We start from the raw sequence: 19,774 nt of genomic DNA, 5'->3' as shown, positions 1-19,774 counted from the left end.
AAGTGGTACCGATTAATGGTACCACTCCGGAGGGGATGGGCTCGGTCCCCGCCCGCTGGCCGGCATCCACTGATCGGTGGACCCCGGCCTCCACCGGCCCTCCACCTTGCCGTGACCGAGCGGTCGATCCGCAGCACACTGGCCCGGCGACAGGCTGGAGCCATGGCAATCATCGAGGTCCAGGACCTGGTCAAGAGATACGGCAGCCACACTGCCGTGAACAAGGTGAGCTTCGCCGTCGAGCAGGGGGAGATCTTCGGCATTCTGGGGCCGAACGGCGCCGGGAAGACCACCACCGTGGAGTGCATCGAAGGCCTGCGCCGCCCGGACGGAGGAACGGCCCGGGTGGCCGGGCTCGATCCCCGGGACGAGAGCCGCGAGCTCCGCCAGCTCCTCGGGGTGCAGCTGCAGGAGAGCGAGCTGCCGGACAAGCTCCGCGTGGGCGAGATCATGCGCCTGTACAGCGCGTTCTACCCCGAGCCCGCCGACTGGCGTGAGCTGATCGAGGCCCTGGGGCTGCGGGACAAGCTCGGCACCCAGTTCCGGGGGCTGTCCGGAGGGCAGAAACAACGGCTGTCGATCGCGCTCGCGATGCTCGGGCAACCCGCGCGTGGTGGTGCTGGACGAGCTCACCACCGGGCTGGACCCGCAGGCCCGACGCGATACCTGGGACCTGATCGAGCAGGTCCGCGACCGCGGCGTGACCATCCTGCTGGTCACCCACTTCATGGCGGAGGCTGAACGCCTCTGCGACCGGCTGGCGGTGATCGACTCCGGCCGCGTGGTGGCCATCGACACCCCGGCCGGCCTGGTGGCCCAGGCCGGCGACCAGCAACGCCTGACGTTCCGGCCCTCGGCGCCGCTGGAGCCCGCCGAGCTGACCACGCTGGCGGAGGTCACCAGCGTGGAGCAGCGTGGCGACCGGCTCGTGGTGACCGGTAGTAGCGACCTGCTCGCGGCCGTGACCACGATGCTCGCCCGGCGCCAGATCACCGCAGCCGACCTCCGGGTCGACCAGACCTCGCTGGATGACGCGTTCGTCGCGCTCACCGGCCGCACGATCGAGAACTGAGGAGACCAGCCATGTCCGCCCTGCTTCGCCTGACCGGCGCCGAGACTCGCTTGTTCCTGCGCGAACCGATCTCGATGATCTTCACCTTCGCGCTGCCCCCGATCCTGATCATCGTCTTCGGCGTGATCCCGTCCTTCAACGAACCCAACCCGGACCTCGGCGGGCTCCGGATCATCGACCTGTACCCACCGATCATCCTGGCGATGGCTATCGCGATGGTGGCGTTCACCCACCTTCCGCCTCAGCTGGCCACCTACCGTGACAAGGGGGTGCTTCGCCGGATGCGGACCACTCCGGTGACCCCTTCGGTGCTGCTCGGCGCGCACCTGATGATGTGTACGGCGATCGCCGCGGTCACGATGGTTGCGGTGCTGGCCATCGCGACGCTCGGCTTCGAGGTGGCTGTGCCGCAGAACCTGCTCGGGTACCTGCTCGCGTTCGGTCTGACCACGCTGGCGACGCTGAGCCTCGGACTCCTCGCCGCAGCATTGGCGCCGAGCGGAACTGGGGCGACGGCGATCGGTCTGCTGGTGTTGTTTCCGATGCTGTTCTTCGCCGGGCTCTGGATCCCCCGGGAATCGATGCCCGAGGTGTTGCTGACCATCAGCGACTTCACCCCGCTCGGCGCCGGTGTGCAAGCATTGGGGGATGCTGCCGCCGGTGGATGGCCACAGGTGCTCCACGTCGGTGTTCTGGCAGCGTGGACGATCGTGGCCGGCGGGCTCGCGGCGCGGACGTTCCGGTGGGAGTAGGGCTGTGAGCGGAGCGAGCCGGTGAGCATCGAGGCCGAACTGCGGGAGCGGGCGCAGGCCGCCGAGCGCCGCGAGGCCGCACTGGTCCGGACGCTCCCGTTCGCGCTGCTGGCGATCAGCGCTCTGATCACCCTGTTCGAGCCGATGCCGGTGAACCGTCCGCTCGTACTTGCCCTGACGGCGGCCGCAGCGATCTGGCTGACCGGGTTCGCGACCCAGTATCCGCGCCGCCGGGACCATCGGCTGCTGATGGCTGGCTATTACGCCGGTCTGATCGTGCTCGCAGCCACGCTGGTCGCCCTCGCCCCCTGGTACGGCATCTTCGCGATCACTGGCTGGGTGCACGCCCTCGAGTCGCTGACCGGCCGCTGGCCGTACGTCGGGGCGGCGCTCACCTCGATGATCATGGCCGTGACGTATATGGGTGGGCTGCCCAGGATCGACGCCGAGGAGTGGTGGCTCTGGCTCGCGCTCGCCACGCTGACCGCGGTCCTGTCCTGTGCGTCCCTGTACGGGGTACAGCGTTGGCTGGCGCGGTCTGAGGAGCAGCAGCAGGCGCTTACCGCTCTGCACCAGGCGAACCTGCAGCTGGAGGAGGCGGCCGAGGAGAACGCCGGGCTGCACGCCCAGCTGTTGGTACAGGCCCGCGAGGCCGGGGTGCACGACGAACGGCAGCGGATGGCGCGGGAGATCCACGACACCCTCGCCCAGAGCCTGGCCGGCATCCTCACCCAGCTGCAGGCCGCGGAGCAGTCCGGGCAGGACCCGGCCGGGCGTTCGCACCTGGGGAAGGCGATGAACCTGGCCCGGGAGAGCCTGGCCGAGGCCCGCCGCACGGTGCAGGCGGTCGAGCCCGCGCTGCTTGCCGAGGCACTGTTGCCGGAGGCGATCGACTCCGTTGCCCGCCGGTGGTCTCAAGCGCACGGGATCGAGGCCGAGCTGACCACTACCGGCCACGCCCGCCCGATGCACACCGAGGTGGAGGTCACCCTCTTGCGTGCCACCCAGGAGAGCCTGGCCAACGTGGCCAAGCACGCCCGCGCGGGTCGGGTGGGGATCACCCTGTCCTACATGGCCGATCTGGTCACCCTGGATGTCCGGGACGACGGCGTAGGTTTCGATCCGCAGGCCACGCCCAGCGGCCAGACCGGTGACGGCGGGTTCGGCCTGATCGGGATGCGCCGCCGGGCGCAGCGGCTCGCCGGGCAGATGGCGATCGAGTCCGAGACCGGCGCCGGCACCGCGGTCTCGGTGTCCGTGCCGGCGATCCCGGTGGGAGGCTAGCGATGATCTCGGTGCTGATCGTGGACGATCATCCGGTGGTGCGGGACGGACTGCACGGGATGTTCAGCGCTGACCGCCGGTTCGAGGTGCTCGGTGAGGCCGCAGACGGCAGCGCGGCGGTCGCCGCTGCCGAGTCGTTGTGCCCCGACGTGGTGCTGATGGACCTGCGCATGCCGCGCACCGATGGGGTCACGGCGATCCGGGAGCTCGCCAAGCGGGGGAACCCGGCGCGGGTGCTGGTGCTGACCACCTATGACACCGACAGCGATGTGCTGCCCGCGATCGAGGCCGGGGCCACCGGATACCTGCTCAAGGACACCCCGAAGGAGGAGCTGTTCCGGGCGGTGGAGGCGGCCGCAGCAGGGAACGCGATCCTCGCCCCTGGGGTGGCGGCCCGGCTGATGGGCCAGATGCGCCGCCCCGCTGCCGAGCCGCTGTCCCGCCGCGAGCTGGAGGTGCTGGAACTGGTCGCCGGCGGTTGCACGAACCGGGAGGCGGCCAAGCAGCTGTTCATCAGCGAAGCGACGGTCAAGACCCACCTGCTGCACGCCTACGCCAAGCTCGGGGTGAACGATCGTGCCGCCGCCGTGGCCGCCGCATTCTCCCGCGGCTACCTGAGCCCGCCGAGGTGACCCACCCCCGCCCGGGCGAGCTCCGCCGTCGCGGCTGGCCTCTACCGCGTGACGCGCGCCTGCGAGGGGGAGCTCCGCCGTCGCACGGGTGCCTGCCTGGCACACTAGGGGAGTGAGCTATTACCCGGCGCGCGCCGTCGTGGATCTGGACCAGATCGCCGCAAACGTGACCCGACTGCAGGAGTTCGCCCCCCGCAGCCAGGTGATGGCCGTGGTCAAGGGGGACGCCTACGGGCACGGCCTGGTGCCGGCCTCCCGCGCAGCCCTGCGCGGCGGGGCCACCTGGCTCGGCGCCGCGCAGATCACGGAGGCCCTCGCCCTGCGCGAGGCCGGGATCACCGCACCGATCCTCACCTGGCTGTACGCGCCGGGTGCCCCGTTCGAATCCGTGCTGCGCGCCGGGATCGACGTGTCCGTACCGGCCGCCTGGGCGCTGGCCGAAGTGGCCGCAGCAGCACGCGCCACCGGGATCACCGCCCGGGTCCACCTGAAGGTGGACACCGGCCTGGGCCGCGGCGGAGCGTTCTTCGAGGACTGGACGGCGGTGCTCGCCGATGCGGTCCGGCTGCAGTCCGAAGGAGTACTGGCCGTGGTGGGCGTATGGTCCCACCTGGCTCGTGCCGACGAGGTGGACCACCCAGGGGTGCGGGAGCAGTTCGGCGTATTCGCCGAGGCGGTTCAGCGTGCCGAGCAGGCCGGAGCAGCGCTGGAGGTGCGGCACCTGGCAAACTCGGCGGCCACGCTGAGCGTGCCCGAGGTGCACTACGACTTGGTCCGCCCGGGGATCGCGGTGTACGGGCTCTCCCCGATGCCGGACACGCTGCCGTCCGCGCAGGCGGGACTGACCCCGGCGATGCGGCTGGAGGCTCAGGTGCACCTGGTCAAGGACGCCCCCCGCGGGCAGGGGGTGTCCTACGGGCACACCTACACCACCACCGAGGAGACTGCGCTGGCGAACATCCCGCTCGGCTATGCCGACGGTATCCCGCGGCACGCCGGGAACGCGGCGCCGGTGCTTCTCGGCGGGCGTCGGCACCAGATTGCCGGGCGGGTGTGCATGGACCAGTTCGTGCTGGACATCGGGCGCGGGAGTGGGGTGCAGGCCGGGGATGTGGCCGTGCTGTACGGGTCCGGGGCAGACGGCGAACCGACCGCGCAGGACTGGGCGGAAGCGGCCGGCACGATCAGCTACGAGATCGTCACCCGGCTCGGCAGGCAGGTGCCTCGGGTCTACCTCGGGGAAGGCGCGTGAGCGCGAGGAGCCCCCGCGTAGGTACGCCGGGAGCCGCTGCGGGCCCAGGGTGCCGGAGCGAGGCGCCGCAGTGCTCACGCAGGGAGGACGCCGTGAGCGCGAGGAGCCCCCGCGTAGGTACGCCGGGAGCCGCTGCGGGCCCAGGGTGCCGGAGCGAGGCACCGCAGTGGTTGCGCACAGGAGGCACAGCGTGAGCGCGGACGGCGTCGTCGTCACGTTGCCCGACGCGGCGGCCACCACAGCGCTCGGGTGCCGGCTGTCCTCCCTGCTGCACGCCGGGGACCTGGTGATCCTCACCGGTGGGCTCGGCGCCGGGAAGACCACCCTCACCCAGGGCCTCGGTGACGGCCTCGGCGTGCGCGGACGCGTCTCGTCCCCCACCTTCATCATCGCCCGGGAGCACCGCCCACTCGGCTCCGGCCCAGGCCTGATCCATGTGGACGCCTACCGGCTCACCTCGCTGGCCGAGGTCGACTCCCTCGATCTGGACAGCTCGATGGACGCCGCGGTCACCGTGGTGGAGTGGGGCGCCGATCTGGTGGAGCAGCTCGCCCAGGACCGGCTGGAGGTCGTCTTGGAACGTCCCCGCGGCAGCACCGACCCCGGAGCCGTCGAGCCACCCCGGCGCGCGGTGCTCCGCGCGGTGGGCGAGCGGTGGGCGCAGACCGACCTGGCGGCGCTCGCGGACGTTCTAGAGTAAGAACTGTGACCGCGAGCCTGACGCTGTGCCTGGACACCTCCGACGGGGTGGCCGTGGCGCTGCTGCGAGCCGGAGAAGAGATCGCCGGAGCCCGCAGCGAGGAAACCCGCCGGCACGTGGAGACGCTCACCCCGCTGATCACCGCCTGTCTGCAGCAGGCCGAGGCGGACCCGGCGCAGATCACCGAGGTGGCCGTGGGTACCGGTCCGGCGCCGTTCACCGGCCTACGGGTCGGGCTGATCACTGCGCGCACGTTCGCCGAGGCCCGCGGCATCCCGGCGTTCGGGGTGAGCTCGCTGGAGGCGATCGCCGCGGCGGCCGCGACCCCGGGCACCGAGATCCTGGTCGCCACCGACGCCCGCCGCCGCGAGGTGTACTGGGGGCGTTACCGGCGCACCGAGACCGGGGTGCAGACCGTGGCCGGGCCGGGGGTGGCCACCGCTGCCGAGCTCGCCGCCGAGCACACCGACCTGATCGACGCCGGGACGGCGGTCGGCGCCGGCGTCCGGCTCTACCCCGAGTCGCTGGCACCCGGGCGCGACCAGGCGGCCATCGAGGCAGTCGGTGGATACGTGGTGGATGCTGCGACGCTGGGCCGGCTGGCCCAGGAACGGGCCGCCGCCGGTGCGGCACAACCCACTCAGGCCCTGTACCTGCGCAGCCCGGACATCGCCCCGCCGAGCCGGAGGAAACGCGCGTCATGACCGCACTGCTGCGCCCGATGCGCAGCGAGGACCTGGGCGTGGTGATCGCGCTCGAGCCCGAGCTGTTCGGTGCCGGAGCGTGGTCCCGCGGGGTGTACGAGGAGGAACTGCAGCGCGCCGACCGGTGCTACCTGGTGGTCGCCACGCCCGTGGGGACATCCAGCGAACCGGACCGGGTGATCGCCTATGCCGGTCTGGCCACCGGGATCGAGGCCACGGTGATGACCATCGGCGTGGCGGCCTCGCACCGCCGGCAGGGACATGCCCGCACCATGCTCACTGCCTTGCTGGACGAGGCGCGCCGCACCGGGGCAGAGTCAGTGTTCCTGGAGGTGCGGATCAGCGACGACGGAGCTCAGGCGCTCTATCGGTCGTTCGGTTTCGAACCGCTCGCCGTGCGTCGCGGCTACTACCAACCCGAAGGGGCCGACGCGCTGGTGATGCAGCTGGCGTTGCGGCCGATGACCCCTAGCCTCGGCCCGGTCGGGTCAGAGGCGATTGAGGAGTGAGAACTGGTGGACACTGAGGACTCCCGAGCGGCCGTCCTGATCAGCCCGGCTCAGCTGCAGGACCTGATGGCACGAGGGGACCGGGTGGTGCTGCTCGACGTGCGCTGGTCCCTGGCGGAACCGAACGGGCACAAGTACTACGTGGCCGGGCACATCCCCGGGGCCCAGTTCGTGGACCTGGATGCCGACCTGGCTTCCCCGGCTACCCCGGAGGCCGGCCGGCACCCGCTCCCGGACCTGCCCCGGTTGCAGCAGGCCGCTCGCGGCTGGGGCGTCGACGACGGCGACACGGTGGTGGTCTATGACGACGCCGGCGGCACCTCTGCCGCCCGCGCGTGGTGGCTGCTGCGCTGGGGCGGTGTGGCCGATGTCCGTATCCTCGACGGCGGTCTGGCCGGCTGGAGCGAACTGGGCGGCATCCTCGAGGACGGTGACGTCGCGGTCGCACCCGGGAATGTGACTCTGGTCGATGGTCAGATGCCGGTGGCCGATGCGGACGAGGCCGCTCGGGTGGGGCAGGCCGGGGTACTGCTGGATGCCCGCGCCCCGGAGCGGTACACCGGTGACAACGAACCGGTGGACGTGCGCGCCGGGCACATCCCCGGTGCCCGCAGCGCCCCGACCAGCGAGAACCTGGACGAGGCGGCCCGGTTCCGGTCCACTGACGAACTGCGTCAGCAGTATGCGCAGATGGGTGTGGCCGCCGACTCAGACGTCGTGGTCTACTGCGGGTCCGGGGTCACTGCGGCACACGAGGTGGCCGCGCTGGAGAGCATCGGGGTGCATGCTCGGCTCTACGCCGGCTCCTTCTCCCAGTGGGCCGCCGATGCTGCTCGCCCGGTGGCGACCGGCCTGGAGACGCCAGGCTCGGGCCCCAGCGAACCGGCGTAGGCTGGTGCCTATGGCGCTCGAGTCCGACCCTTCTCCGTTGGTGCTGGGCATCGAGACCTCGTGTGACGAGACCGGGATCGCGCTGGTGCGCGGGAACGAGCTGCTGGTGGACGTCACCGCCTCGTCGATGGATGAGCACTCCCGGTTCGGTGGCATCGTCCCCGAGGTGGCCAGCCGAGCCCATCTGGAGGCGTTCGGGCCCACGTTGTCGGCTGCCACTGCGCGAGCCGGGATCACCCTGGCGGACGTCGACGCCGTCGCAGTGACTTCCGGTCCCGGGCTGGTCGGATCGCTGACGGTGGGGGTAGGGGCCGCCAAGGCGCTCGCCCTCGCCCTCGGGGTGCCGCTGTACGGGGTGAACCACATCCTCGGGCATGTGGCGGTGGATGCGTTGGTGGACGGTGCGTTCCCGGAGGAGTTCCTCGCGCTGGTGGTCTCTGGTGGCCACTCCAGCCTGCTGCACGTGCGGGACATCGCCACCGACGTCACCGAGCTCGGCCAGACTCTTGACGACGCCGCTGGCGAGGCCTTTGACAAGGTCGGACGCCTGCTCGACCTGCCCTATCCGGGCGGACCGCACGTGGACCGGCTCGCGCAGACCGGAGACCCGGCAGCCTTCGCCTTCCCCCGCGGCCTCAGCCGTAGCCGGGACCTGGCCCGGCACGCCTACGACTTCTCCTTCTCCGGACTGAAGACCGCCGTGGCCCGGGTGGTGGAGGGGTTCGAGGACGCCGGCCAGGACGTGCCGGCAGCCGATATCGCCGCCTCGTTCTCCGAAGCCGTGGCCGACGTGCTGGTGACCAAGACGCTGACCGCGGCCACCAGCCGCGGAGTGGACACGGTGGTGATCGGCGGCGGGTTCTCCGCGAACAGCCGGCTGCGCGAGCTGGCCGCCGAACGGTTCGCCGACGCCGGGATCACCGTGCGGATCCCACCGATCCGCTACTGCACAGACAATGGGGCAATGATCGCAGCGCTCGGCTCGGCCGTGGTGGCCGCCGGCCTGCCGCCGTCGGACCTGGACATCACCATCGATTCCGGGATGCCGCTCACCCAGGTCCTCGCCGCCTCATGACGGAGAAAGGCGGGGTGCGCGTGGGGCGCGGGGTGCGCGGTGGGCGTGGTGCGGGGTGGGGGCTGCGCGCACTGGTGGCGTTGGTGCTGGCGGCTTTCGCGCTCGCCGCCTGCACGCCCACCGGGCCAGCGGAGCCGCCGACCACACCGCCCGAGGAGACCACCGACCCCTCGCAGTCACCGTCGGAGAGCGCAACAGCGCAACCGCTGCCCTGGGGCCCCACCGAGGCCGAGGTGGAGGCCGCGATCGCGACAGCGTCGGCGATGAGCCCGGAGCAGGTGGCAGGTCAGGTGATCCTGGCCCGCTACCCGGGCACCGACCCGGCGGCCGCCGCCGACCAGCTCAGCCAGTACCACCTGGGCGGACTCGTGCTCTTCGGCGAGAACGTCGGCTCACTGGACCAGGTGGTGGCCACCTCGGAGGCGATCCAAGCAGCCCAGTCAGAGCTGGACCGGTCCTGGCCGGCGATCTTCGCCGTCGACAACGAGGGCGGGCTGGTGCAACGCCTGAGTGCAGAGACCGGACCGTGGACCTCGTTCCCGGACTTCATGGCGGCCGGTGCCGCGAACGACGCCGAGGTGACCCATGATGCCGCCCAGGCGATGGCGATCGAGCTGCGCGCCAGCGGGCTGAACTTCGACTTCGCCCCGGTGGCGGATGTGACCATCGGCGCCGACGACGCCGCGATCGGTACCCGCTCCGCCGGGGACGACCCGGAACGGGTCGCTGCCACGGTGAGCGCCGCCGTCGACGGCTTCACCGACGGCGGCGTGATCTCCAGCCTGAAACACTTCCCCGGGCACGGATCGCTCACTGTCGACTCGCACGAGAGCCTGCCGGAGCAGACCGCCAGTGCCCGAGAGCTCACCCGCCGTGATTTGGTGCCGTTCCAGGCCGGTATCGACGCCGGTGCCGCCACGGTGATGATGGGGCACATCGCCGTCGACGCCTGGGATGAGGACCTGCCCGCCTCGCTCTCACCGGCCGCCTACCAGCATCTGCGCGAGGACCTCGGCTTCACCGGGGTCGCGATCACCGACGGCCTGGACATGGGGGCGCTGACGAACAGCTACGGCCCGGACGAGATCGCCGTGATGGCTCTGGACGCCGGTGCCGATCTGCTGCTCGGGCCTACCGACGTCGGCGCCGCTCACCAGGGGATCGTCGATGCGCTTGAGGACGGCAGCCTGGACCGCGACCGGGTGGATGAGGCGGCCGGCCGGGTGATCGCGATGATGCGGTGGCAGGCGCAGGCCGGTGAGGCGACCGGCCCGGTCGACCCGGACGAGTCCAGCTTCGGCGCCGCCGCCTCGCTGGCGCTGAGCCGGGCTGCGATCACCCAGGTGGCCGGGGAGTGCGGGGGAGTACTGGCCGGGCCGCGGGTGCACGTGCGCGGCGGGTCCACGCAGGACTGGGACGCGTTCGTCGCGGCGGCCGAGGCCGGTGGGCTGGAGGTGGTGCCGTTGGAGGAGGACGCGGACAGCGACATCCGGCTGGTCACCGCCGAGACTCCGGAGACCGGTTCGGACGTGGCCATCGCCCTGGACGGCCCCTGGCTGCTGCGCGGTGCCGGAAACCCGGTGCAGCTGGCGGCTTTCGGGCACACGGCCGGCACTTTCGAAGCGGCGGTGGACGTGCTCACCGGTGAGGCCGATGCCCCAGGTACGCTGCCGGTGCAGGTTCGCGGGCTACCCGCCTCGAGCTGCTGAGAACGAGGGAAGGAGTCCAGCGTGAACACCCAGCATGTGGTGGTGATGGGGGTGTCCGGGTCGGGCAAGACCACTGTGGCCAGCGGGATCGCCGTAGCCACGGACTTCACCTTCGCCGAGGCGGACGAGTACCACCCCGAGTCGAACGTGACCAAGATGGCCGCAGGGGAGCCGCTCACCGACTCCGACCGGTGGCCGTGGCTGGCCGAGCTCGCCACCTGGATGAGCACGCGGGCCGCCGAGGGAGTCTCCACGGTGATGGCCTGTTCCGCGCTGCGGCGCAGCTACCGGGACGTGCTCCGGGCCGGGCCGCCGTCGGTGGACTTCATCCTGGTGGACGGCTCCGCCGAGGTGATCCGGCGGCGGATGGGCGCCCGGGAGGGTCACTACATGCCGGTCACCCTGCTGGACTCCCAGATCGCGACGCTCGAACCGCTCGAGGCCGATGAGTCCGGGCTGGTGCTGGACGTGGCCCAGGCGCCAGATGAGCTCACCCGCCAGGCGGTGGCCTGGCTGCGCAGCCACTGAACCGCCGCGCGGCTCAGTGGCTGGCTGGGCCGGGCGTGGGCAAGCCTGGGGGTGTGCTGGGCTGTGTGCCGAGCTGTCGGGAGCGTTCGACCCGCGGGCCTGCACCGCCTGTGCGACGGTGCAGGCCCGCGTGCGTCGCTGGGGTCAGAGGTTGGCCGGTCCGGCAGCGTCGGCGAGCTCCTCGGCGTCACCGAGCCGGTCGCTACGCAGCTCCTCGAGCAGCTCCCGCCCGGCGTCGGCCTCGGCCGGCGCCTCACGCTGCATCTGCATGAGGGACTGCTCCTCCTGCTCGGCGAACTGACCCTCGAGGTCACCGCGGACCCGGTTGTCGCTGGCGGCGACCGAGTCGTTGCCGGTGCCGGCCAGGTTGCCCCGGATGATGTTGTCCGAGACCTCGACCGTGCCGGTCGTGCCGGAGACCAGGAGGTTCCCTCCCCAGACGCTCGGGCCCTGCGCACAGTCGGCGAGTGCGCCACTGGCGCCGAGCTGGACCGCCACCCCGACACTGGCGAACGTCGCGTGGCCGTCAACCTCGCTGCCGCAGACCATCGCACCGAACTCGGCGCTGGTCACGGTCAGGGTGCCGCCGACGACGGAGTCGACGATGTCGGTGTACTGGGTGTCGGTGGTCTGGACGAGACCCTCGACGAACGAGCTCTCCAGCAGGAACGAGCCACCCGTGGCGGCGACCCGAGCGTTGAAGTTCGCCCCGTCCGTCCACAGGAAGGACTCGGGATTGGCGGTGCCCTGGGTGGTGTAGGCATTGACGTCGGTGCCCTCCAGGTAGACCCCGAACGAGCCGCGGTTGACGACGTTGCCGTCCACTGTGGACTCGGCCAGGTCGAGGTAGGCGTCATCGCGAATGACGATGTTCCCGTTGACGGTGACGCCCTCACCCACGAGGTCGGCACCGGCAGACACGCGCACGTTGCCGTTGATCGTGGTGTTCTCCAGGGAGCAGGCCTCGCCCTGGGGGACGACGAGATCGCCCGGGACCGTGACCTCGCCGCCCTCACCGACGCAGTGAGTGGTCAGTGCGGCCTGGGCAGGGGCGGATCCGAACCCGGCGAACCCGGCGAGCACCAGCCCGCCGATCAGAGCACTGGACAGTCTCTTCTTCATCGCTTCTCCTTGTGTGTGGTGCGGTACCCGGGCACGCCGCTTCGACGGCTCACGTGCTGGGTGGTGGGACAGCGGGGTGCTGCCGCGAACTCTCCGTGTCCGCGGACCTGGATCGACGTCCGGATGAGAACTGCTCCGGCCGCGTGGCTGCACCGCTGAGGCGCAGCGCGTCGCGTCCGTAACGTTCCGTATCTCATGTGCCACAACTTCCTTGTGGAGGACATCTATGTCAGGGAAACCCCGGAAGAGAGTCAAGCGCTTCAGCGGGCAAACAGCAACCCCTTCATGAAGATAGCGTACAGAAGATCGCGCTGGGGGTAGTGGTTTTGGTTGACGACATCCAGAAGGTCGTTTACGCTGACACGCAATTGGCGAGCCCCTCATATGCACGCAGTGACGCACCCGGGGAGGGTTGAGGAGCTCGCGATCCGTGTCGGCCACGGCGCCCGTCACTGAGTGGGCGGGTGTGGGAGGGAATTCTGGCGCCAGCCGGAGGGAGACGCATGACCGAGAACAGCACGAGAACCGGTCCACGGGAACACGGGCTGCAGCGACGCGCGGTGTTGGCAGGCGCGGCCACGGCGATCCTGACCCCGGCCGCTGTGGCGGCGTTCGGCACCCCGGCCACCGCTGCACCAGGCGACGAGGACGACACCTCCGAAGGGGAGACCCACCGCATCACCATGTACGCCGAGGACCTGGGCGGTGGCCAGGTGGGCTACGGACTGGCCCCAGGTGAGGCGACGATCCCCGGTCCCGTCCTCGAGATGTACGAGGGGGACACCATGGAGATCACCCTGGTCAACACCACCGAACAGCGGCTGTCCATCCACCCCCACGGCGTGCTGTACGACACCGAGTCCGACGGCTCCCCGTTCAACGACTCCTTCAACGATCCCGGGCAGACCCGTACCTACATCTGGCGGACCACCCACGAGAAGTCCTTGGGCCGGCGGAGCCGACCAGGCAGTGCGGGCTACTGGCACTATCACGATCACGCCATGGGAGGCGCGCACGGGAGCGGTGGCCTGATTGCCGGTCTGTACGGCGCGCTGATCGTGCGCCGCCGCGGGGACGTCCTGCCGGACCACCAGTTCACCGTGGTGTTCAACGGCATGCTGATCAACAACAAGACCGCGCCCGACACCCCGATGTTCGAGGCGCGGCTCGGCGAGACGGTCGAGTTCATCTGTATCGGGCACGGGGACTTGTTCCATACGTTCCACCTGCACGCCCACCGCTGGGCGAACACCCGCACCGGCTACCTGCAGGGGTCGCTCGACTCCAGCGAGGTCATCGACAACCGGGATCTCAATCCCGGCTCCTCCTTCGGATTCCAGGTCGTGGCCGGTGAGGACGTCGGCCCTGGGGCGTGGATGTACCACTGCCACGTCCAGTTCCACTCCGATGGCGGGATGGCCGGAGTCTTCCTCGTCCGCAACGAGGACGGGTCCATGCCCGACGGCGCCCAGGCTGCGATCGATCGGTTCCATCAGCACGAAGGAGGCCACAGCAGCTAAACCAGCTCGGTCTCCGGTATCCGGCCGGTGAATGACGTACTCCAAAGGAGGAGCAGTGCGCACGACTTCAAGAGCACCCGCCAGCAAACCTGCTGGCCGAGGACGCCGACGCAAGCATGCCGGTGTCCTGATGGCCAGTGCCGCCCTCATGCTGAGTGTGAGCGCGTCACCGGCCCTCGCGGACCCATCCGGGGAGGATGACGACTCCGCGGACACCACCCAGGAATCGCCGGGTGACATCAACGTCCTGGTCTTCCACGGCGACCCGGCCGAGCAGGAGGACCCGGTCCTCGAGGCCGCCAGCACCATCGAGGAGATCGGTGCGGAGCAGGGCTTCACCGTCACCTCCTCGACCGATCCCGCGGACTTCACCGACGAGAACCTGGACGGCTACCGCGGGGTCGTCTTCCTGTCCGCCGAGGGCACTGAACTCAGTGGTGGTCAAGAGGCGGCGCTGCAGGGCTACATCAACGACGGTGGCGGCTTCCTGGGCATCCGGGACGCCGCGAAGGCGCAGCAGGAGTCGACCTGGTTCACCGAGCTCATCGGTGCTCGCCCCGCGGGTACCAACCTGGTCACCGAGGTCGTGGCGAGCGCCGAGAACCCGCCGAGCGAAGTCGCCCGCAACCTCACCGACGGTGACGAGAACACCAAGTGGCTCGCCTTCGAGGAGACCGCGACGATCACCTATGAGCTGACCGAGCCAGTGGTGATCTCCGAGTATGCGATGGTCTCCGCGAACGACTTCCCCGGCCGCGACCCGCAGACCTGGACGGTCAGTGGCTCCACGGACGGGGAGACCTGGACGGAGCTGGACACCCGCAGTGAGGAGTTCGACGAGCGCTTCCAGCGCCAGGAGTACGAGCTCGACAACTCCGAGGCGTACCAGTTCCTCCAGCTGGAGATCACTGAGAACGCCGGTGACTCCTCCACCCAGCTCGCCGACTGGCTGGTGGTCCCCGAGGAGCCCATCGAGCCGCCCGACGTCGAGATCCCGGTCCAGGAAGCGACGGTCAACGTCGTCGACCGTCAGCACGTGGCGAACGAGGGGCTACCGCTGAACTGGACCCGCTCGGACAAGTGGTACAACTGGGAAACCAACCCGATCGGTGAAGTGCACACCGTGGCGCAGGTGCAGGAGTGGGACTACGACGCCGGCGACAACGGCAACGGCGCATTCCACCCGATCTCCTGGTGCCGTGACTACGACGGCGGCCGGTCCTTCTACACCGGGATGGGTGGCACCGAGGAGAGCTACGGTGAGGAGCAGTTCCGCAGCCACCTGCTCGGTGCCCTGCAATGGACCACCGGTACCGTACGCGCCGACTGCCAGGCCACGATCGGTTCGAACTACGAGATCGAGCGCCTGACGGCGACGAACGCCGAGGGTGAGCTCGACCAGATCGGTGAGCCGCACGGGCTGACGGTGGCCGACGACGGCACAGTGTTCTACATCGGTCGCGGCGCGTGTGCCACCGGCCCGATCCCCTCCTGGGACGACGAGAACGTGGGCCTGGGCTGCGGCACCATCCACCAGTGGGACCCGGAGAACGGTGAGGTCACCCTGCTGACCGTGCTGGACGTGTTCGGCAACCGCGGTAGCGGCGGTGAGCTGGTCAAGACCGAGGAAGGTCTGCTGGGCATCGAGCCTTCGCCGAACTTCGCGGAGAACAACTGGCTGTACGTCTACTGGATGCCGTACGACTCGATCGACACCGAGGACCGGACCGGTATGCGGACGATCTCCCGGTTCACCTACGACCGGGAGAACCAGACCATCGACCAGGACACCCGGGTCGACCTGCTGGACTGGCAGACGCAGATCCACAGCTGCTGCCACGCCGGCGGCGGGATGGCCTTCGACGACGACGGAAACCTCTACGTTTCCACGGGGGACAACAACTCCTCCCAGGGGTCGGACGGCTACTCGGGTAACAACTGGACCGAGGAGTACGCCGGAATCTCTTTCCAGGATGCTCGGCGCACCTCCGGTAACACCAACAACCTCAACGGCAAGATCCTGCGGATCCACCCCGAAGAGGACGGCACCTACACCATCCCCGAGGGCAACCTGTTCACTGGGGAAGAAGGTGGTGGAGACCTGGCCCGCCCGGAGATCTACGTGATGGGTGTGCGTAACCCGTCCCGGATCCAGATCGACCCGGACACCGACTGGCTCACCGCAGCCTGGGTGGGACCGGACGCCTACCTGCCGGACCCCGAGCTGGGCCCGGCGAAGTACGAGACGGCGACGATCATCACCTCGGCGGGGAATCAGGGCTGGCCCTACTGCATGGGTAACCAGCAGCCGTACCGCGACCGCAGCAACGAGGATGCCACCGTTCTCACCGACTGGTACGACTGCGACGACCTGCAGAACAACTCGCCGCGGAACACCGGTCTGGTGGACATTCCGGACGCCCGGGACAACATGATCTGGTACGCCCCCAGCGGGGGTGGCCCGGTCTTCCCGCTCGACGAGAACGGCATCCCCAGCTACATGGAGGAGGAGGCCACCTACACCCAGCCGTACCTGCAGGGCGGCGGTCAGGCGGTCATGTCCGGCCCGACCTACCGGATGTCGCAGGTGAACGCCGACAGCGACGTCGCCTGGCCTTCGTACTGGGAGGGCAAGTGGCTCCTCGGTGACCAGACCAGTGCGACCAACCGCACGGCCATCACGGTCGACCCGGACACGGTCGACGAGCAGGGTGCGCCGGCGTTCGCGGAGGATCTCCGTCAGATCATCCGTTCCGGTGGTGGCGACAACGAGCTGCAGAGCTGGATGGACGCCGAGTTCGGGCCTGATGGTGCCCTGTACATGCTCGACTACGGCAGTGGCTTCTTCACTCTCCACGAGAACCAGAAGCTGATCCGTATCTCCTACACGGGCGGCCCGGCGACCCCGGTGCCGACCGCGTCGGCCGCGAGCATCCAGAGCAGCCCTCTCACCGTGCAGTTCACCGGATCTGACTCCGGTGGCGTGGCCTGGGAGTGGGACTTCGGTGACGGCACCACCTCCACCGAAGCCGACCCGCAGCACACCTACACCCGGGTGGACGAGTACACCGCCACCCTGACCGTGACCTACGCGGACGGGACCGAGGAGACCATCGAGACCAGCGCCACCATCGAGTGCGCTGTGCCCGACTCCCGGGAGACGGTGTGGATCGGTGACGAGGACTCCGGGGTAGCCAACCAGGACCTCGGTGGCTGCACCATCGCCGACCTCATCAACGATGAGGGCGAGTGGGACAACCACGGAGCGTTCATCCGGCACGTCAACGACGTGATCGACCAGCTGCGCGAGAACGATGTGCTTGCCGGTCGTGACGCCGGGCGGCTGAGCAATGCCGCCACCCGGTCGGACGTCGGCAACGCCGATGACTCCGGCTACCGGTGGCTCTTCGACGGGACCGCCGAGTCTCTCGAAGGCTGGCGGCAGGCACCGGGTGGTCACTTCGATCTGCTTCCGGGCGGGTCACTGGCCTCACAAGGCGGCCTGGGGATGCTCTGGTACGAGGCCGAGGAGTTCGAGGACTACTCGCTGAGGCTGCAGTTCCGGGACGTGTCCGAGGGCGACCACTACGCGAACAGCGGAGTGCTCGTCCGGTTCCCGGACCCGACTGCCGAGGAGCAGCCGGAGTGCGGGCAGGGTCAGTCCGAGGCCTGGGTGGCGATCAGTTGTGGTCACGAGATCCAGATCTACGACGGACCCTCCGGTGAACCGCAGAAGACGGGGTCGGTGTACAACTTCGACCCGGTCAGCCTCGAGGATGCCGGCGCCACGGATCGAGGTGAGTGGAACGACTACGAGATCCGCGTGGTCGGTCAGCACTACACGATCCTGCGCAACGGTGAGGTCATCAACGAGTTCGAGAACACGCCAGGCCAGGAGTCCTCGCGTGACGGTGACCCGCCCACGGATCTGCGGCAGTTCGCCAGTGGATTCATCGGTCTGCAGAACCACGGTGACAGCGACCTGATGGAGTTCCGCAACATCCGGGTACAGGACCTGTCCTAGGTCTGCCCACGGGCCGGTGTGGCGGGCAGTTACTGCCCGCCGCACCGGCCCTTGAACTTGAGCATTTCGTCACGCGAAAGGTGTATTGCTCTCATGTCTCAGCAAGTGACTGCCCCTCAACCTCGGACTAGCCGCTGGCGGCCCGTCCACCGGCTCGTCATCACGCTCCTCGCGGCGGTGACCGCGCTGTTCGGTGCCACGGCGCCCGCGATCTCGGCGCCCGTTGCCCCGCAGCAGGAGCAGCAGGTCCTGACCTGGACCGCCGGCAACAGCGTGACCGAGTACACCTCTGCTCCGACGACTGCGGAGGCCGGCACCGTCTCGGTCATCTTCGACAACAGCGTGGCGGCGGGGAACACGGCTGGGATGCCGCACACCCTCACCTTCGACACGTCCACCCCCGGCTACAACCACGATGTCGACCTCAACATCACCGCCAACCCCTATGACGCGAACGAGGGCTACTACGAGGCCGAGATCACCCTCACGCCCGGAACCTACCGGTACTTCTGCGCGATCCCGGGCCACGGGATGATGTGGGGCGAGCTGGTGGTCACCGACGGCGGCGGCGGCGATCCGGGTGAGGACACCACTGCTCCGGAGGTTGCCGCGGAGGTTGCTGGTGAGCAGGACGATGCTGGCGCTTATGTCGGTTCGGCTGAGGTGACCATCACGGCCACGGATGCTGATTCTGGTGTGGAGTCGGTGGAGTACAGCCTGGACGGCGGTGAGTTCGCTGCGTACGAGTCTCCGGTGACGGTGGCTGAGGTCGGTGAGCACACGGTTGATTTCCGGGCGACCGATGTGGCGGGTAACACTGCTGAGGACAGCGTGAGCTTCACCGTGGTCGAGGGTGAGCCCGATCCGGGTGAGGACACCACTGCTCCGGAGGTTGCCGCGGAGGTTGCTGGTGAGCAGGACGACGCTGGCGCTTATGTCGGTGCGGCTGAGGTGACCATCACGGCCACGGATGCTGATTCTGGTGTGGAGTCGGTGGAGTACAGCCTTGACGGCGGTGAGTTCGCTGCGTACGAGTCGCCGGTGACGGTGGCTGAGGTCGGTGAGCACACGGTCGACTTCCGGGCGACCGATGTGGCGGGTAACACCGCTGAGGACAGCGTGAGTTTCAGTGTGGTCGAGGGTGAGCCCGATCCGGGTGAGGACACGACTGCTCCGGAGGTTGCTGCAGAGGTTGCTGGTGAGCAGGACGACGCTGGCGCCTATGTCGGTTCGGCTGAGGTGACCATCACGGCCACCGACGCCGACTCTGGTGTCGAGACCGTCCAGTACAGCCTCGATGGCGGCGAGTACACGCACTACCACGCACCTGTGGTCGTCGCTGAGGTCGGTGAGCACACGGTTGATTTCCGGGCGACCGATGTGGCGGGTAACACTGCTGAGGACAGCGTGAGCTTCACCGTGGTCGAGGGTGAGCCCGATCCGGGTGAGGACACCACTGCTCCGGAGGTTGCCGCGGAGGTTGCTGGTGAGCAGGACGACGCTGGCGCTTATGTCGGTGCGGCTGAGGTGACCATCACGGCCACGGATGCTGATTCTGGTGTGGAGTCGGTGGAGTACAGCCTTGACGGCGGTGAGTTCGCTGCGTACGAGTCGCCGGTGACGGTGGCTGAGGTCGGTGAGCACACGGTCGACTTCCGGGCCACCGATGTGGCGGGTAACACCGCTGAGGACAGCGTGAGCTTCACCGTGGTCGAGGGCGACACCGACCCGGGGGAGTGCCCGGACACCCGGGAAACGGTCATCATCGATGGTGTCGACACCGGTGTGGCCAACGCTGACCTGGGCGACGGCTGCACGATCAATGACCGGATCGACGAGGACGGGGACTACCAGAGCCAGGGCGAGTTCGTCCGGCACGTCGGAGCCATCGTCCAGCCGCTCGCCGACGACGGCGTGATCACCCCGCGTGATGCCGGCGCGATCGTCCGTGCGGCGGCCGCCTCGGAGATCGGCGCGTAATCGGCTAGACCTGGCGGAGG

The 19,774-nt window shown here is 69.3% G+C and carries 17 protein-coding genes; 16 read left to right on the top strand and 1 reads right to left on the bottom strand.

Annotation, left to right across the window (positions count from 1 at the left end):
* Positions 1-162: 162 nt before the first annotated feature.
* The 13 genes from FU260_RS24495 to FU260_RS18970 all read left to right on the top strand — a co-directional run bounded on the left by FU260_RS24495 (position 163) and on the right by FU260_RS18970 (position 11,108).
* On the top strand, positions 163-741 hold the full coding sequence (locus tag FU260_RS24495) for an ABC transporter ATP-binding protein (RefSeq protein WP_342355243.1): 579 nt from the start codon (positions 163-165) through the stop codon (positions 739-741).
* Complete coding sequence (locus tag FU260_RS24490; RefSeq protein WP_342355242.1) at positions 701-1,072, top strand: ATP-binding cassette domain-containing protein; 372 nt, start codon at positions 701-703, stop codon at positions 1,070-1,072. The genes FU260_RS24495 and FU260_RS24490 overlap by 41 nt, the downstream gene beginning before the upstream one ends.
* An 11-nt stretch (positions 1,073-1,083) precedes the next feature.
* Positions 1,084-1,824 carry an ABC transporter permease gene (locus FU260_RS19020; RefSeq protein WP_147918473.1) on the top strand — a complete coding sequence of 247 codons (741 nt, stop codon included), beginning with the start codon at positions 1,084-1,086 and terminating at the stop codon, positions 1,822-1,824.
* A 21-nt stretch (positions 1,825-1,845) separates the two neighbouring features.
* Positions 1,846-3,108, top strand: coding sequence for a sensor histidine kinase (locus tag FU260_RS19015; RefSeq protein WP_147918472.1), 1,263 nt, complete (start codon positions 1,846-1,848; stop codon positions 3,106-3,108).
* Between the two features lie 2 nt (positions 3,109-3,110).
* Positions 3,111-3,740, top strand: coding sequence for a response regulator transcription factor (locus FU260_RS19010; RefSeq protein WP_147918471.1), 630 nt, complete (start codon positions 3,111-3,113; stop codon positions 3,738-3,740).
* Positions 3,741-3,852: 112 nt separating this feature from the next.
* A complete protein-coding gene (gene alr, locus FU260_RS19005) occupies positions 3,853-4,992 on the top strand; it encodes an alanine racemase (RefSeq protein WP_147918470.1) in 1,140 nt (379 codons plus the stop codon).
* 190 nt (positions 4,993-5,182) lie between these two features.
* The gene (gene tsaE, locus FU260_RS19000; RefSeq protein WP_210418124.1) at positions 5,183-5,692 is read left to right on the top strand and encodes a tRNA (adenosine(37)-N6)-threonylcarbamoyltransferase complex ATPase subunit type 1 TsaE; all 510 of its coding nucleotides are present in this window, start codon (positions 5,183-5,185) and stop codon (positions 5,690-5,692) included.
* 5 nt (positions 5,693-5,697) lie between these two features.
* Positions 5,698-6,396 carry a tRNA (adenosine(37)-N6)-threonylcarbamoyltransferase complex dimerization subunit type 1 TsaB gene (tsaB, locus tag FU260_RS18995; RefSeq protein WP_235912482.1) on the top strand — a complete coding sequence of 233 codons (699 nt, stop codon included), beginning with the start codon at positions 5,698-5,700 and terminating at the stop codon, positions 6,394-6,396.
* The gene (rimI, locus tag FU260_RS18990; protein ID WP_147918468.1) at positions 6,393-6,905 is read left to right on the top strand and encodes a ribosomal protein S18-alanine N-acetyltransferase; all 513 of its coding nucleotides are present in this window, start codon (positions 6,393-6,395) and stop codon (positions 6,903-6,905) included. The genes tsaB and rimI overlap by 4 nt, the downstream gene beginning before the upstream one ends.
* A gap of 6 nt (positions 6,906-6,911) precedes the next feature.
* Positions 6,912-7,796, top strand: a complete 885-nt coding sequence (locus tag FU260_RS18985; RefSeq protein ID WP_147918467.1) for a sulfurtransferase — start codon at positions 6,912-6,914, stop codon at positions 7,794-7,796.
* Positions 7,797-7,806: 10 nt separating this feature from the next.
* On the top strand, positions 7,807-8,871 hold the full coding sequence (tsaD, locus tag FU260_RS18980) for a tRNA (adenosine(37)-N6)-threonylcarbamoyltransferase complex transferase subunit TsaD (RefSeq protein WP_147918466.1): 1,065 nt from the start codon (positions 7,807-7,809) through the stop codon (positions 8,869-8,871).
* On the top strand, positions 8,868-10,580 hold the full coding sequence (locus FU260_RS18975; RefSeq protein WP_147918465.1) for a glycoside hydrolase family 3 protein: 1,713 nt from the start codon (positions 8,868-8,870) through the stop codon (positions 10,578-10,580). The genes tsaD and FU260_RS18975 overlap by 4 nt, the downstream gene beginning before the upstream one ends.
* A gap of 21 nt (positions 10,581-10,601) precedes the next feature.
* The gene (locus tag FU260_RS18970) at positions 10,602-11,108 is read left to right on the top strand and encodes a gluconokinase (RefSeq protein WP_235912483.1); all 507 of its coding nucleotides are present in this window, start codon (positions 10,602-10,604) and stop codon (positions 11,106-11,108) included.
* Positions 11,109-11,252: 144 nt separating this feature from the next.
* Here the strand turns inward: FU260_RS18970 and FU260_RS18965 are convergent, their stop codons facing one another.
* On the bottom strand, positions 11,253-12,230 hold the full coding sequence (locus tag FU260_RS18965) for a hypothetical protein (RefSeq protein WP_147918464.1): 978 nt from the start codon (positions 12,228-12,230) through the stop codon (positions 11,253-11,255).
* 503 nt (positions 12,231-12,733) lie between these two features.
* Between FU260_RS18965 and FU260_RS18960 the strand changes: the two genes are divergently transcribed.
* The 3 genes from FU260_RS18960 (at position 12,734) to FU260_RS18950 (ending at position 19,754) form a co-directional block, all read left to right on the top strand.
* Positions 12,734-13,750, top strand: coding sequence for a multicopper oxidase domain-containing protein (locus tag FU260_RS18960; protein ID WP_147918463.1), 1,017 nt, complete (start codon positions 12,734-12,736; stop codon positions 13,748-13,750).
* Positions 13,751-13,898: 148 nt separating this feature from the next.
* Positions 13,899-17,774, top strand: coding sequence for a ThuA domain-containing protein (locus tag FU260_RS18955; protein WP_244951288.1), 3,876 nt, complete (start codon positions 13,899-13,901; stop codon positions 17,772-17,774).
* 177 nt (positions 17,775-17,951) lie between these two features.
* The gene (locus FU260_RS18950) at positions 17,952-19,754 is read left to right on the top strand and encodes an OmpL47-type beta-barrel domain-containing protein (RefSeq protein ID WP_210418123.1); all 1,803 of its coding nucleotides are present in this window, start codon (positions 17,952-17,954) and stop codon (positions 19,752-19,754) included.
* Positions 19,755-19,774 lie beyond the last annotated feature (20 nt).

The organism is Ruania zhangjianzhongii (genome assembly GCF_008000995.1).
Taxonomy (GTDB): Bacteria; Actinomycetota; Actinomycetes; order Actinomycetales; family Beutenbergiaceae; genus Ruania; species Ruania zhangjianzhongii.
Note: the sequence above shows the minus strand (reverse complement) of the source record. Positions and strands in the feature narration are given on the sequence as shown.

What these genes read in the sequence shown, in the direction of transcription:
- rimI (WP_147918468.1), top strand. Translation starts at nt 6,393, where the DNA reads ATGACCGCACTGCTGCGCCCGATGCGCAGCGAGGACCTGGGCGTGGTG.
- FU260_RS18975 (WP_147918465.1), top strand. Translation starts at nt 8,868, where the DNA reads ATGACGGAGAAAGGCGGGGTGCGCGTGGGGCGCGGGGTGCGCGGTGGG.
- FU260_RS24495 (WP_342355243.1), top strand. Translation starts at nt 163, where the DNA reads ATGGCAATCATCGAGGTCCAGGACCTGGTCAAGAGATACGGCAGCCAC.
- FU260_RS19010 (WP_147918471.1), top strand. Translation starts at nt 3,111, where the DNA reads ATGATCTCGGTGCTGATCGTGGACGATCATCCGGTGGTGCGGGACGGA.
- FU260_RS18955 (WP_244951288.1), top strand. Translation starts at nt 13,899, where the DNA reads ATGCTGAGTGTGAGCGCGTCACCGGCCCTCGCGGACCCATCCGGGGAG.
- FU260_RS18965 (WP_147918464.1), bottom strand. Translation starts at nt 12,230, where the DNA reads ATGAAGAAGAGACTGTCCAGTGCTCTGATCGGCGGGCTGGTGCTCGCC.
- FU260_RS19020 (WP_147918473.1), top strand. Translation starts at nt 1,084, where the DNA reads ATGTCCGCCCTGCTTCGCCTGACCGGCGCCGAGACTCGCTTGTTCCTG.
- tsaD (WP_147918466.1), top strand. Translation starts at nt 7,807, where the DNA reads ATGGCGCTCGAGTCCGACCCTTCTCCGTTGGTGCTGGGCATCGAGACC.
- FU260_RS18960 (WP_147918463.1), top strand. Translation starts at nt 12,734, where the DNA reads ATGACCGAGAACAGCACGAGAACCGGTCCACGGGAACACGGGCTGCAG.